Consider the following 14,967-nt stretch of genomic DNA (forward strand, 5'->3'; position numbering starts at 1 on the left):
CCAAATAAATGACAATATCAGGAGGAATTATCATGGTTGGCATATTGGAAGCAGCAATGACTACAATTAAATCTTTAACAGATGAAGAAAAACCCCAACCTCTTCATGTAGGAGAGGTGATGGCTTGTTGGATTTACTTAGCAGGCCTTGAAGTAGCCAAAGTAACTGTTCAAGCGGGTATAAATACCACGAGTGATGAGGATCTGAAAGCCATACTTAAGGAAGATTTGGAGCTCAATAACAATCAACGGGAACGTCTCTATGATTTCATGCTCAAGGAAGGAATAACTTTACCGCCTGCTCATGAAGATATGCCTCGATCAGATCCTAATAGTATTCCGCTTGGCGTTAAATTGACGGATGAAGTACTTGCCAACGAATTATCTTTTAAAATCGTTAGTTTGATTCTCCGTGCCGCAGGTGCCAATGCAGAATCGATTCGGACCGATTTCGGCTTAATGTTTCTTCAATTCCAAGCGGAAAAAGTGATGTTGGGGGCAAAATTAAAACAATTAATGATGAAACGCGGGTGGATTAAAATACCGCCGTTTTACATTCCACCCGGTTCCCAACAAACATCAACTTAACACTTCATGGGGCCGCCTTTTAAGTTTTAAACACTTAGGGAAGCCCCTTAAATATTTAGAGCTCCGTTTCGCCAGTCCACCTCACATCTGTGAGTATTAATACCCCTGTTATTCTTCGCTTATCAAAGATTCCCACCACACTTGCACACAACTCGCCTGTTTCGCCTTTCCAAGAATCCCGACATCAAATACCATCGCACTTCTTCTCCCTTTTAGGACCTCGTGTTTCAATTCCTGTCTTTATGTTTATATTATTACTACGGCTTTTTTGATCGGAGAGGAAATTTCTGATTTAAGGTAGTCTGATTTCAACTAAACAACAGGAGGTAACCATGCACATTGTTGAAGTCAATAATTTGACGAAGGTATTCGGACAAGATCCTCAGAAGGCTCTCTTCCTTCTTGATAAAGGATGGTCCAAAAAGAAAATATACGAAGAAACGAAGCATACCATTGGTGTCAACAAGGTTAATTTCACCATTCAGGCGGGCGAAATCTTCGTCATTATGGGATTGTCAGGAAGCGGTAAATCTACGCTCGTCCGTTTATTGAATCGTCTTATTGAGCCCACCTCTGGAACGATTCTCATTGATGGCGAGAATATTGTGTCGATGAACCATGAACAGCTTCGTCAAGTCAGGCGAAGAAAGATCAGCATGGTTTTCCAGAAATTCGCGTTGTTCCCGCACAAAACGATCATTGAGAATGTGGAGTTTGGGTTGGAGATTCAAGGCGGCTCCAAGCAGGCCAATCGGCAAAAGGCGCTAGAATCACTGGAGCTTGTTGGTTTAAAAGGATTAGAGGACAGCAGTCCAGATCAACTGAGCGGAGGCATGCAGCAGCGGGTTGGACTTGCGCGCGCTTTAGCGAATGATCCAGATGTCCTTCTTATGGATGAGGCATTCAGCGCATTGGATCCTTTAATTCGTAAGGATATGCAGGATGAACTGCTGGAGCTTCAGGATAAAATGAAAAAAACAATTATTTTCATTACGCATGATTTGGATGAAGCCTTGCGAATCGGTGACAGGATCGCTCTGATGAGGGATGGTTCTATTGTCCAAATTGGAACTCCGGAAGAAATATTAATGAATCCTGCGAACAAGTATGTGCAGCGATTCGTAGAGGATGTCGATCTGTCCAAAGTATTAACGGCTGCATACGTGATGCGCAGGCCAGAAACAATCACTCTGGAACGCGGACCAAGGGTTGCTTTGCAGTTAATGCAGGATAGTGGAATATCGAACCTGTACGTTGTGGACAAAGCAAAACGGCTCATTGGCGCCATTACGGCAGAAGATGCCGCTATGGCTGTTCAAGGTGGTAAAACGATTGGGGATATCGTTATTCGTGATGTGCCTACCGTCCCGCCTGAGATTCATTTGAATGAATGCTTCGAGCTTATTAGTACTGCCAAAATTCCAGTTACTGTGGTCGATGAAAAGGGACGTTTATTAGGCATTATTGTTCGCGGCGCCGTTCTAGCTGCCATTGCCGGCACCCAGGATACTACTGACAAGAAGGTGAACCCCTAATGATGCCTAAAATTCCTTTGGACCGCTGGGTGGAATCCTTCATCCGTTGGTTGAATACTAACTTAGCATTCCTCTTCGACTTCTTCTCTTCCATTATTAGTGGGATCGTAGGTGGATTTACTTTCCTATTTCATGCCTTTCCCGCTATTGTTGTTATCGTACTGCTAACGCTCCTTGCTTATTATTTCGGCAAGTGGCGGCTGGCGCTATTTACTGTGCTTGGATTGCTGCTAATCCTGAATCTCGGATACTGGGACCCCACGATGGACACATTGGCTTTGGTTTTAACCTCTGCCCTTATTTCCATCATTCTTGGGCTGCCGCTCGGAATCTGGTGTGCCAGAAACCGCTCTGTGAGGAGTACACTGACCCCGGTGCTGGATTTTATGCAGACGATGCCGGCGTTTGTTTACCTCATCCCAGCGGTTACTTTTTTCGGTCTTGGTGTGGTTCCAGGCGTTATTGCATCGGTTATTTTCTCTATCCCGCCGACCATTCGTTTAACGAACCTCGGTATTCTGCAGGTACCTGCCGATTTAGTGGAAGCTGCGGATGCATTCGGGTCAACCCCGGCTCAGAAGCTTTTTAAAGTTCAATTTCCACTGGCATTGCCGACTATATTAGCTGGGATTAACCAGACCATCATGCTGTCTTTGTCGATGGTGGTTATTGCTTCAATGATCGGAGCGCAGGGCGTCGGATCAGACGTATACCGGGCAGTGACGCAATTGAAGACGGGACAAGGGTTTGAGGCTGGACTTGCTGTTGTCGTTTTGGCGATCTTGCTGGATCGACTGACACAGAGCGTTATTGGAAAGAAAAGAAGAGGGAACAAGTCTTTCGCACTTAAAAAGCCAATAATAATCGCAGCCATAGCCGCTTTCTGCATCGTTGTTGTCTTTATAGCGATTGGGAAGAAGGCCCCTGTTTCGACAAGTGCTTTTGTCGGAGACCAGGTGGGTTACAGCATTATTGGCATTGACCCCGGTTCCGGCTTAATGAATGCTTCTGAAAAAGCGCTTAAGGCCTATAATCTTACCTCTTGGAAGCTAATTGAAGGATCTAGTACGGCTATGACAGCTGCCCTTGATAGAGCTTATAAGGAAGGCAAGCCCATCATTGTGACCGGCTGGACACCTCACTGGATGTTCTCTAAGTACGATCTAAAATATTTGGCTGATCCGAAGAACGTATTCGGCGGAGATGAAGAGATTCACTCAATTGTACGTCTCCATTTGCAAACCGATCAGCCTTCGGCCTACCAATTCCTCGATAATTTTCAGTGGAAATCTGCTGATATGGAGCAGGTGATGGCGAAAATCAAAGACGGCCAGAAACCGGAGGAATCCGCTTCGCAGTGGGTGGAGACTAACCCGGATAAAGTGAATGCATGGATTAACGGTATTCCAAAAGTGGAAGGGAAGAAGTTAAAACTTGCCTATGTAGCATGGGACTCCGAAATTGCGAGTACAAATGTGGTTAAATACGTACTGGAGAGCAAGTTGGGATACCAAGTAGATATGCTTCAGGTGGAGGCAGGACCCATGTGGGCGGGTATCGCTAGCGGGGACGCGGACGCCATGGTGGCAGCTTGGCTGCCAACCACGCATAAAGACTATTATGAGAAGTTTAAAGGTAAATTCGAGGACTTGGGACCCAATCTGATTGGAACCAAGCTCGGTCTAGTCGTACCGAAATATATGAACCTTACTTCCATTGAGGATCTGGTTAAAAAATAACGAGTACGGCATAAACAAAAAGACTGGATAAGTATATACTTGTCCAGTCTTTTTGTTCGAGTGTCACCTTCTCAAATGTTCACCACACTATTTGTTCTATGATGACGAATGCTTCTTTAGGAATATGGATAGTTCTTCACCGGATACAGGTCGGCTAAAAAAGTATCCTTGTGCCTCGTTACATTGTCTCTGCCTAAGGAAATGTAACTGCTCCTGCGTTTCAACACCCTCCGCAATCACTTTTAAATCCAGATTGTGCGCCATATCGATAATGGTATGAACAAGTGCCGCATCCTTTGAATCCTCAAAAATATTACTTGTAAAAGAGCGATCGATTTTTAAGCTGTCGATGGGGAAAAGCTTCAAATAGCTTAAAGAGGAATAGCCTGTTCCAAAATCGTCAATGGATAGATGAATACCCATGGCTTTTAGTTTTTGCATTGTCGTAATTGCATACTTCGAATCTTGGATGATGCTTTCTGTTAGTTCAAGCTCAAGATATTGAGGGTCAAGTTCCGTTTCTTTTAAAGTTTTACTGACGATCTCAACTAAATTATTTTGCTGAAATTGACGGGAAGAAATATTTACAGCGATGCGTAAAGGAGGATAACCTGCATTTTGCCAAATTTTATTCTGGTGGCATGCCTCATAAAGCACCCATTCGCCTATTGGAATGATTAATCCAGTTTCCTCCGCTAAAGGGATAAACTCATCGGGAGGGATATTTCCCCACTCCGGATGCTGCCAGCGGATCAAAGCTTCTACACCAATTACCTTACCAGAAATGACATCAATCTGCGGTTGATAATAAACTTTAAACTCACCGCGTTCCAAACCTTTGCGGAGTCCCATCTCTAGCTTCATTTTTTGAGATACCGCTTCATTCATATCGGGTGTATAAAACTGGAAATTGTTTTTACCTTGCTCTTTTACGCGGTACATCGCTGTATCCGCGTTCTTGATCAAGGTCTCTATATCCCTGCCATCGGATGGATACAAACTGATCCCAATCGATGGGGTTACAAACATCTCGTGATCGCTTAACACAACCGATCGCGTGAATAAGTTGACTATATTTTGGGCTTTTTTCGTAATCTCATCAGAAGTTGTATTGGGGAGAAGCACAATGAACTCATCTCCACCTTGGCGTGAAACGGTATCCATTTTACCCATACAGTCTCGAAGTCGCTTGGCAACCTCAATCAATAAACGATCACCCATGGCATGTCCTAATGTGTCGTTGATATATTTGAATCGATCCAAATCGATAAACATAATCCCTATGATCTGTTTATTTTCACTTGCCTGATCCAACGCTTGCGTGAGGCGATCATTGAGTAAGCGTCGATTCGGTAGTCCCGTCAAAGAATCAAGATATACCATTTGGTTGATTTTCTCTTCGGCTTTTTTGCGTTCCGTAATATCTCGAATGATGCTGCTGAAGTAGGTGTTTCCATCCTCTACCCAATCAGCAATAGAAAGTTCGATTGGAAATTCACTTCCGTCTTCTCTCAGCCCTTGTAATTCGACGGTTTTCCCAATAACGTGAGGTTTACCTGTGGAAAGGTAACGTTCCATTCCTTTTTTATGAGCTTCTCTGTATCGTTCAGGTATTATGATTTGTAGCATTTTACCTAAAACATCTTTTTCTTGATACCCAAAAATGAGCTGGGCTCCGGTGTTCCATGAAATAATGATACCCTTGCTGTCGGCTAAAATAATGGCATCGTTAGCGGACTCGATCACGGAACGGAATTTTCTTTCTGAACCTAAAGATTGCGACTCAAACCGATTTTCAACAAAAGTACTGATAAACACCAATCCCAAAATGATCAGCATACCAATTCCAATCGAATACGCTAGAAGGGTATTATCGAACGATGATCCCGACATGCTGATATGTTGATGATCGTGTTTGAACGATGCTGCCGACATCCCCGTGAAATGCATACCCGATATAGCTACCCCCATAATGAGGGCACTTCTTGCTTTTCTCCACCCAAAACCCGGTTTATTCGAGTTTTCTTTCGCCAAAAATAGTAGAAGCAACGCTACTAATGATACGACAATAGCGATGATGGCTGAAAGAGCCCATAGAAAACGATTATACGTAATTGCTGCTTCCATAACCATGGCTTCCATACCGATATAATGCATAGAAACAATTCCAGTCCCAATGAAAAGGGCACCCGTGATAACTTGGAATTTGCTCAAAGAAGGTTGGCTTATAATATATAGTGCTAGCCCCGACGATAAAATTGCAGGAATAATCGAAACAATGACCAACGTTACATTGTAGGTAACCGGAATAGACAAATGGAACGCAAGCATAGCTATAAAATGCATAGACCAAATGCCCATCCCCATAGCAAAGGCTCCGCCAGATAACCATATGTAACGTGCATTGCCTTTTGCTTTATGTATACGGATTCCTAGATCCAATGCAGCAAACGAAGCAATTATTGCGATAATTATAGAAAGAAGGACTAAGGGGAAGTCATAGGTGTTTGAGAGTGTCTCCATCATGAATATTTAAATCTCCTTATTTGTCTCAGAAAACGACAATATTCAATTATATTCGACTATTATATTCGCCTAGTTTCCTTCTATTCCCTGCTTGAATAATTCTAACTTTATGAAAGGAACATAAAAGAACAGGCCAGGAAAAAACTCTCCCGACCTGTTCTTTGACTACTTCATTTTCACCAACGAATGCCTTCAGATTTGATTATATTCTCATCAAAGCTCGTCGCTCCGCTTGTGGTTTACATTGATCACATACGCCTAGTACCTGACCGCTTTCTGATGAATAAAAATAAAGACGCTTGGCTTTTTTTCGACAAAAGCTACAAGTTTGTTTATTCACCGAATTCTTTTTTTGTTTAAGTGATAATTGAACTACTTTTCTTGTCTCCATTTTATCTCTAGCCTTACGTGCAAACATGAACATAAAAATTAGAACGCATATCAACATAATGATTAAAAATAACCAATACATGGCTGATACCTACCTTTGGCATGACCTATTCAGTTATTTTCCTTAAAGCATCATCTAATGCATGGATTACCTTGTCGCACCAACTATCAAATTCCTTATCCTCTGTTTGATGTTCAGGATGGGCTAAAATATAGGCGATCGTTTGCCTAATCCCTTGATCAAATCGCGTGCTTGCAACAAATTCAGGAACAAGTCGTTTCAGCTTTGAATTATCAAATACGACCGAATTAGCCTTATCTCCTAGCAACCCGCCCCTGTAATCCTCCTTACTGCAGGCAGCCAGAAAATCAGATGAAACATGGACAGCTTTGAGCTTTACTCCAAGCGCATCAGCAATGACCTCGTAAATTTGATTCCAGGTAACCGTCTCATCTGAAGTAATATGAACGGACTCACCAATCGCATGAATATTGCCCATTAAACCAATAAAACCTTTAGCAAAATCACTATTGTGTGTCATGGTCCACAGGGAAGTACCATCTCCATGAATGATCACGGGTTTGTTCTCCAGCATTCGCTTAGCAACCTGCCAGCTACCCTTACTTCCATGTACACCAAGTGGAATCGAACGTTCACTATAAGTGTGACTTGGTCTTACGATCGTTATCGGAAAGCCACTCTCACGATACTTTCTCATTAAATATTCTTCACACGCAATCTTATTTCTGGAATACTCCCAATAGGGATTTGATAAAGGGGTTCCCTCTGTAATTCTATAGTCGGACAACGGCGTTTGGTAGGTAGAGGCAGAGCTTATAAACATAAATTGTTTCGTTTTACCCTTAAATAAGCGATAATCTCTTTCCAACTGAGCCGGTTCAAATGCTATGAAATCAGCAACGACATCAAACTCCAGGTTCTCAATAAGCTTCGATACTTGGTCTTCATCATTAATATCAGCTTTCATAATATTTACGCCCGCTGGCAAGTCCTCATTCCTTGTGCCTCTATTTAGAAGATAAAGCTCGCATCCTTTTTCTAACAACTGCTTGGTGATTGCTGAACTGATCGTCCCTGTACCTCCGATAAATAGCGCTTTCATGTAAAGCCACCTCCGTTAATTTGGATATATGCCATTCGGTTTTGCAGAGTTAGTTACACAAACATTCGACGTTGCTATTACAAAACCTCCCTTAAGAGCCTTGAAAAAAGGACATGTGGTAATCTTACCCACATGCCCAGCAAGCGCTCAATCCATGGGACATGAGCGTGGATACAATGCGGATTAGAGACGAGTAAACCATCGTCCTATCTTCCCTTCTTTTATACTGCAAGGGAAGCAGGATCATTATAATAATTCTACCTTCAGCCCCCTTAATTGGGGGTTATTCTGCTTCATAAAACACGTGACATCGCTAGGGCGAAATCTTCAAAATTTGCCGGATAATCGGCGTAACACCACTGACCATAAACTCAATGGCAATCACCATAACAATGAGCCCCATTAAACGCATTAGCACATTATTGCCTGTTGGCCCAATCCATCGATAAATAGCCGTTGAATGAACAAGAACAATGAATGTAAGCAACAGTACAACCGCAATGACAACGATTAATATAATCTTTTCTATAAAATTTGTCGTAGATTCCATAAGAACAATGCCATTCGTAATTGCACCAGGACCACAAATCATTGGAATAGCCAACGGAGTTATGGAAATATCATTTACATATGTATCGACATCCGCTTTATCAACCTTTGTACGAACAAGTCGTGCCTGAAGCATATCCTGTCCCATTAAAATGAAGATAACCCCACCGACAATCTTTAAACTGTTAATTGAAATGTTAAAAAAGTGAAATACCCATTCGCCTGTAGTTGAAAAAATAAGTAATGTAAAAAATGAAACAATCACGGCTTTACGAGCGGTATAGACTTTCTTCTGAGCTTCCAGATCGGCTGTCATCGACATAAAGATTGGCATGATGGCAAGTGGATTAATAAGTGTGAAAAATGAAGTGAGACTTAGCAATAAAAATGATGTGTAAAGATCCATGTTGTATCTCCTGACTTATTAATGTATGAATAGACAAGCATTACGTATTATACCCCTATAACGGTTTAATAAGGACGAATTATTTCAGCCACAGGAAGTATTAGAGCATGCAGGAGTGAATGTAACCATTGCTTGTACTTCAACATGAGGACTATTTTCTAGTATTCGTTTTCCTCAAAAGAAATTGTATAATTTTCCAAATGTGATATCATTGTAATATCATTAAATAGGGAACTGCCGCAAGATGATGAACGAACAACTGCTTTGATCAAAAAGAATAAGGAGTGAAGCCAAATGGTGAGTCAAGGTTCAATCATGGCTATGATCATTCAGGTTATTCTAGGAATTGTAATTTCTTTCTCTCTGCTCATTTATTACCGCAGTACGCTTAAGATTTCTTACCGTGCTGTCGGTGTAGGAATCCTTATCTTCATCGTTTTCTCGCAGTTATTAGAGCAGGTGCTGCATGTCTATATGTTTTCAGGTAACCAAACAACGGCAGAGTGGCTAAAAAATCCGTGGATGGTAGCCATATACGGCGGTTTAGCCGCGGGTATATTTGAAAACGTGGGACGTTGGCTTGGCTTCTCGTTTCTATTAAAAAAGCGTCAAGAGCGCAAAGACGGCATTGCTGTAGGTATAGGTCATGGCGGTATTGAGGTATTGATAATAGGCGTAGGTACAGGCATACTAGGAATCGCATTAGCAACAATGATTAACTCTGGAACCTTCGAGCAAGCTTTTGGCACCCAAACACCATCCGAGCAAATTACTCTTTTCCAGGGCCTCAAAGACCGATTGATCCATACACCGCAGAGTGAATATTGGTTGGGCGCGTTCGAGCGCATCCCCGCGATATGTATCCAAATTGCACTTTCATTAACTGTTTTGTACGGGATTCGAACACGAAAGGCCGTGTATTTACTTTATGCTGTTATACTTCATGCTCTAATCGATTTTTTTGCGGGCTTGTATCAAGGTAAAGTTTTACCGTTGTGGGTAGTCGAATGTATAGTATGGGTATGGGGTTTCGGTGCTGTCATTGTGATTGTGAAATCAAAGGAATGGTTTGCAAAATTGGTACCTTCTTCAGAAATAAGACAGGGTGACTATCCGGATAAAAAACTGTATGGTTGAGAGCACAACTTAATGTGCGTCAGAGACCTTTTCGGGAGTGAGATAGTCCGACATCCCCTCGCTGCTTACATCCGTATACAAAAAGAGACCCATAGACGAAACACTTTTTTTAAGTGTCCAGTCTATGGGCATCCGCTTATTGATCAATCTGTTCGTATTTCGTCACCAGTTTGAGCACTCACTGGAACAGCCTTGCCAACTCCGAAAACGTAAAAACTAATCACAACAATACCTAAGAAAACAATCCCGCTAATAAGGGAGATGCGTGTATCATCATTAATCCACATACCGACCAATACCATAAGCAAAAAGGCAATGGTTACATAGTTTGTCACTGGGGCGAGAGGCATTTTGAACGGATGATTATCCAATTCAGCTGCCTTTACTTTTCTGAATTTCATTTGACTGATCAGAATAACAAACCACGGTACCATACCGGGAAGTACGCTGGCGCTATACACATGGACAAACAGATTTTCCGGTGAAATATAGCTTAAAATCACACCAATGCCCAATCCCACAAGCACACCAATCGTTCCCAGCAAGGGCACGCCGTTATGAGATAGCTTCGTAAATATTTTCGGTGCCTGTCCATTTACTCCTAATGTATACAGCATGCGCCCTGCGCTATAAATCCCACTATTACAACCTGACATGGCAGACGTGATGACGACAAAGTTAATGATCCCCGCGGCTGCGGTAATTCCAATTTTCGCAAACGTTGCCACGAATGGGCTGCCGATTGCCTGTAATTGATTCCAAGGGTAAACTGTTACAATCACAAAAATCGCACCGATATAGAAGATCAAAATACGCCAAATAATACTTTGAGTCGCACTCATTAACGTTTTTTGTGGGTTTTTGGCCTCGCCCGCAGTAATCCCGATAAGTTCAACGCCTTGATAAGCCCCAATCACCAGCGAGAGTGCAAAGAAAAAGCCTGACCAACCACCGGTAAAGAAGCCCCCATGTCGCCACAGATTAGATAACCCGATAGCATTGCCTCCGTTGCCAATCCCAAAGAAAATCACACCAATCCCTGCAACAATCATCAAAACAATGGTTACGACTTTAATCATGGAAAACCAAAACTCAAATTCACCGAATGATTTAACAGAGAAAAGGTTGGCTGCACCGAGAATCACCATTGCGATAATTCCTGGTATCCAAGCAGGTAAATCCGGAAACCAGTACTTCATGTATGTCCCAACAGCAATGATTTCCGCCATCCCGACAACGACCCACTGGAACCAGTTGCTCCAAGCCGTCGTATAACCTGCCAAAGGATGAATGTACTTATAGCCAAAGGTCGCAAATGACCCTGTGCTCGGTTCTACGTACTGCATTTCCCCCATTGCACGCATGATAAAAAATATAAAAATCCCTACAATTGCATACGCAATCATAACGGATGGCCCCGTCCATTTTATGGTACTTGCGGAACCCATAAATAGCCCAACACCGATTGTACCGCCCAAAGCAATCATCTGAATATGACGTGCTTCGAGACCCCTCTTCAATTCTTTGTTTTTCACTTCAGTCCCTCTTTCTCTCTGCTGCTCTTAGCTGTTATTTTGGACAAACTGAAATGCCCACAATGATGAAGATCTACCGATTAATGTGTAAGCGCTCTCCACATCATTATGCTTCTTAATAAACATACTTAGTTGCTAGAAAGATTATCGTCTAACCTATGTTACTTCACTGACGAAGTATATTGTAATATTTTTTTCTGATGAAAACAATTGTATTAAATTAGTAGACGAAATTTAAGAGCACCCCTTTGGGATGCCCTTAGTAGTTGATCGCTTAGTCGTACTTAATATTGTCCTTTAATTACGAAAAACGAGCCCCGAATTGTACCAGCTAGTTTAGACTTCTGCCTAGCAAACTTAAACTTCCCTTCTAACTCCGCTGGTACCTCCATCCCCTCAGAAAGCTTAAAACCAACGGCCCGCTTCTTAGGGTCATCAACCGTATACATGACATTGATCGCAAGACCATCCTCATAAAAGACGTAGGTAAATTGGATATTTTCCACTTGAAAACGCGACGTTTCTAAAGGTTTGGCTGCAAACGCAATATCACGTTCTTTCAAAATTCGGTTCACATAATCAAGGCTCTCCTGACTTTCGCTAGCTGGTACAACCGTAAATTCATGCTCGTATTTGTTCATAAAGTAACGGGCTTCATTAGCACGTAAACCAGCAAGCGCTTCTGCTACAGGTGAAGACTCTAGACCAACCGTAGATACATTTTTAAAATCAACGATATACGACATTTCCATCCCTCGTTTTCTCTCACTATTTTCTAAACAGAAATATAATCTTCTTTATCTACCAAATATTATACCAAAAAATAATTCAATATAAACGTTCACGTTTGGGATATAATAAATCCCGTTGCTTCCCCCAATAAAATTTGCATCATTTATGATAAGGCTCTCCCCGATTTATCCGCATCGCGCGATAAATCTGCTCCACCAGCACCAGCCGCATCAGCTGGTGCGGCAGCGTCATGCGGCCAAAAGACAGCCGCATATCCGCACGGCGCAGCAGCTCGCTCGATAGCCCCAGCGAGCCGCCGATCACGAAGGCCACCTGGCTCCGCCCGTAGGTGGCCAGCTTGTCGAGCGAGCCTGCCAGCTGCTCGCTCGTCCACATTTCGCCGTCGATGGCCAGCGCCACGACGTACACGTCTGCAGCGAGCTTGGCCAACAGCCGCTCGCCCTCCTTCACACGCACCTGCTGCTCCTCAGCAGGGCTCATGTTCTCGGGTGCCTTCTCATCCGGCACCTCTATCATCTGCACCTTGGCATACGGCCCAAGGCGCTTCACATACTCCGCGATCCCGTCCACGAGATAGCGCTCCTTCAATTTCCCAACGGTTAATATCTGTATATGCATAACCGACAATCTCCCCCTCATTTGCTACATTGGATAAAATACAATCAAATCGAGCTCATTCACCTTGTTTGCTGCTTTCATTGGAGTTAATCCAACAGAATGCTCCGAAACCAAGTCTTCTGTGCTATTTTCCACCCATTCCACTGTATAAATCCAATGGAACTAACCCCAACCACCGATGTCGTGAGACATCATTGGATATCATCCAATCAAATTCATGCATTAAAGGTATTTCTACTTTCCTCCCAACCCAAACAAAAAAGGAAGGCCTCCGCCTCCCTCATACAACTAGAAATCGCGCTAACTCCTTGCAATGCTCGCAGTGCGTCGGTGGCTCCCAGCTAGCGAAGTGGGTCTTCTGCAGATCCACAATGTCTGGAGCCTCCTCATACTCATCAACAAACTCATCAATCGCGATTTCCACATGATCTTTACAAACTACATGCATGCAAGTACCTCTCATCCGCAATGTTTCTTTCTATCCACGCTTATCCTATATCTCTTCAAATATCACTTATCATTCATCATTCATCATTTATCACTATCACTCTTCACTTATCACTTATCACTTATCACTATCACTATCACTATCACTCATCAACTTATTATTCATTACTCATCTTTTATCACTTATCCATCGCTTCAACCAACGTAACCACCGCCGTCAACTTCTTACCGCTGCGGTAATACACCACGTTGACCTTATCGCCAATCTTCTTCTCATAGTACAAATATTTCCGCAGCGAGATTGTACTGTCAATCTTGCGGTCATCCAATTGAACAATGACATCCTGCGCTTTGAGGCCCGCTTCTTTGGCAGGTCCTGACACATCGAAGACGATAACTCCAGTCTTAACATCTGCAGGCAGCTTTAATACATCAGTCCCTTTAAAAGCTTGCAGTTCCTGCGTCGAAACACCCATCAACGGTCTTTTCACCTTATGATCCTTGATCAAGCTCTCAATAATCGGCTTCACACTATTAATAGGAATGGCAAAACCTAATCCTTCCACGCCCGTATCCGATATCTTCATGGAATTGATTCCGACTACCCTGCCCTCGATATTCACCAACGGTCCACCGCTGTTCCCTTGGTTGATAGCCGCATCCGTTTGGATAACGTCCATCTCCCAGTCGTAATCCGTGCCTTCACGTGACAGCGAAACCGGTATCGTTCGTTTTGGCGAAGAAATGATACCTTGAGTAACGGTTGGTGAAAATCCGAGTCCAAGTGGGTTGCCAACGGCTATCGCCATCTCTCCTGCTCGCAGCGTTTCAGAGTCACCGAATTCTGCAAGCACTTTGATGTCTTTTCCATCTGCTTCCAGTACAGCCAGATCCGTAATTCGATCACGGCCAATAAGAGTTGCTTTGCGATGCTCCCCTTGGAAATTAACCATTTCGAACTGGTTCCCGTTCTCAACAACGTGACTATTCGTCACAATTCGAACTTTATCACCATTCCTTGCAAAAATAACACCCGAGCCGATCCCCAGCCCGGTCTCTTGCCCTTTATCATCTTTCTTCGAGGAAATAACGCTGACCACAGCAGGCTTTATTTTCTCCGTTGCCGCTACGACTGAATCGTTGCTGTTCATCGGATGCGCCTCGGCTTTTGCCGCAGAAGCCGGTATCGCTAGCGCAGCCCCAGATGGTTCACTTTTCCCGAAGCCGCCTACTACTCCGACCAGCAAAAGCATGGCTAACGCTCCGCCAACTCCAGCAATGAGGGCCACATTCCGTCTTCGACCCGCGAAGCTTGTGAATGCCCCTGTCCCTTTGGGACGCCAAGTATCCTGGCGCAGTTTGGACCTTTTGGTGGAATAAAAATCATCATCAAACAAACTCATATCGGGTCCCTCCTCGCTGATGGGGGTTAAGCCATGCCGCTTTCGCCTTGGATTGTTTTATTTTTCTTTGGTTGTTTTTCGATCTTGCCTTGGATTGTTTATTGTTATCTCTGCATTCCTTTTCGATCTCGCCATAAATTGTTATTTTTCAAAAAATAGGAATGTTTCCTGCACTTCTTGCCTACAATAATAGTAAACCAAATCTCTTAACGAAATAC

Annotated in this window: 12 protein-coding genes; 4 read left to right on the plus strand and 8 right to left on the minus strand. The window is 43.2% G+C overall.

The annotated features are described in order from the left end of the window. The first annotated feature begins 32 nt into the window (after positions 1-32). The 3 genes from ASG85_RS04590 to ASG85_RS39700 all read left to right on the plus strand — a co-directional run bounded on the left by ASG85_RS04590 (position 33) and on the right by ASG85_RS39700 (position 3,861). Positions 33-587 (plus strand): DUF3231 family protein, encoded by a 555-nt coding sequence (locus ASG85_RS04590; RefSeq protein ID WP_060645497.1) that lies wholly within the window; start codon positions 33-35, stop codon positions 585-587. Between the two features lie 332 nt (positions 588-919). Beyond that, complete coding sequence (locus tag ASG85_RS04595; RefSeq protein ID WP_057303628.1) at positions 920-2,122, plus strand: quaternary amine ABC transporter ATP-binding protein; 1,203 nt, start codon at positions 920-922, stop codon at positions 2,120-2,122. Continuing rightward, positions 2,122-3,861 carry a glycine betaine ABC transporter substrate-binding protein gene (locus tag ASG85_RS39700; protein WP_060645498.1) on the plus strand — a complete coding sequence of 580 codons (1,740 nt, stop codon included), beginning with the start codon at positions 2,122-2,124 and terminating at the stop codon, positions 3,859-3,861. The genes ASG85_RS04595 and ASG85_RS39700 overlap by 1 nt, the downstream gene beginning before the upstream one ends. A 96-nt stretch (positions 3,862-3,957) precedes the next feature. On the opposite strand, the gene ASG85_RS04605 is transcribed toward ASG85_RS39700, so the two are convergent. The 3 genes from ASG85_RS04605 to ASG85_RS04620 all read right to left on the minus strand — a co-directional run bounded on the left by ASG85_RS04605 (position 3,958) and on the right by ASG85_RS04620 (position 8,856). After that, positions 3,958-6,387, minus strand: a complete 2,430-nt coding sequence (locus ASG85_RS04605) for an EAL domain-containing protein (RefSeq protein WP_235550063.1) — start codon at positions 6,385-6,387, stop codon at positions 3,958-3,960. Between the two features lie 497 nt (positions 6,388-6,884). Then, positions 6,885-7,901 carry an SDR family oxidoreductase gene (locus tag ASG85_RS04615; RefSeq protein WP_060645500.1) on the minus strand — a complete coding sequence of 339 codons (1,017 nt, stop codon included), beginning with the start codon at positions 7,899-7,901 and terminating at the stop codon, positions 6,885-6,887. 313 nt (positions 7,902-8,214) lie between these two features. Then, positions 8,215-8,856 carry a MarC family protein gene (locus ASG85_RS04620; RefSeq protein ID WP_060645501.1) on the minus strand — a complete coding sequence of 214 codons (642 nt, stop codon included), beginning with the start codon at positions 8,854-8,856 and terminating at the stop codon, positions 8,215-8,217. Between the two features lie 294 nt (positions 8,857-9,150). Here ASG85_RS04620 and ASG85_RS04625 point away from each other — a divergent pair, with 294 nt between their 5' ends. Beyond that, the gene (locus tag ASG85_RS04625) at positions 9,151-9,993 is read left to right on the plus strand and encodes a YhfC family intramembrane metalloprotease (RefSeq protein WP_060645502.1); all 843 of its coding nucleotides are present in this window, start codon (positions 9,151-9,153) and stop codon (positions 9,991-9,993) included. Positions 9,994-10,136: 143 nt separating this feature from the next. On the opposite strand, the gene ASG85_RS04630 is transcribed toward ASG85_RS04625, so the two are convergent. The 5 genes from ASG85_RS04630 to ASG85_RS04645 form a co-directional block, all read right to left on the minus strand. Continuing rightward, positions 10,137-11,528, minus strand: coding sequence for an amino acid permease (locus tag ASG85_RS04630; protein ID WP_060645503.1), 1,392 nt, complete (start codon positions 11,526-11,528; stop codon positions 10,137-10,139). A 284-nt stretch (positions 11,529-11,812) separates the two neighbouring features. Next, positions 11,813-12,274, minus strand: a complete 462-nt coding sequence (locus ASG85_RS04635; RefSeq protein ID WP_060645504.1) for a hypothetical protein — start codon at positions 12,272-12,274, stop codon at positions 11,813-11,815. Between the two features lie 145 nt (positions 12,275-12,419). Beyond that, positions 12,420-12,899, minus strand: a complete 480-nt coding sequence (gene rlmH, locus ASG85_RS04640) for a 23S rRNA (pseudouridine(1915)-N(3))-methyltransferase RlmH (RefSeq protein ID WP_057303636.1) — start codon at positions 12,897-12,899, stop codon at positions 12,420-12,422. A 280-nt stretch (positions 12,900-13,179) separates the two neighbouring features. Continuing rightward, a complete protein-coding gene (locus tag ASG85_RS36595; protein WP_063860151.1) occupies positions 13,180-13,347 on the minus strand; it encodes a CxxH/CxxC protein in 168 nt (55 codons plus the stop codon). A 178-nt stretch (positions 13,348-13,525) separates the two neighbouring features. Beyond that, entirely contained in the window at positions 13,526-14,749 is a 1,224-nt protein-coding gene (locus ASG85_RS04645; RefSeq protein WP_060645505.1) for a S1C family serine protease, read from the minus strand. Positions 14,750-14,967 lie beyond the last annotated feature (218 nt).

Origin of the sequence: Paenibacillus sp. Soil724D2 (assembly GCF_001427935.1) — a bacterium.
GTDB lineage: Bacteria > Bacillota > Bacilli > Paenibacillales > NBRC-103111 > Paenibacillus_E.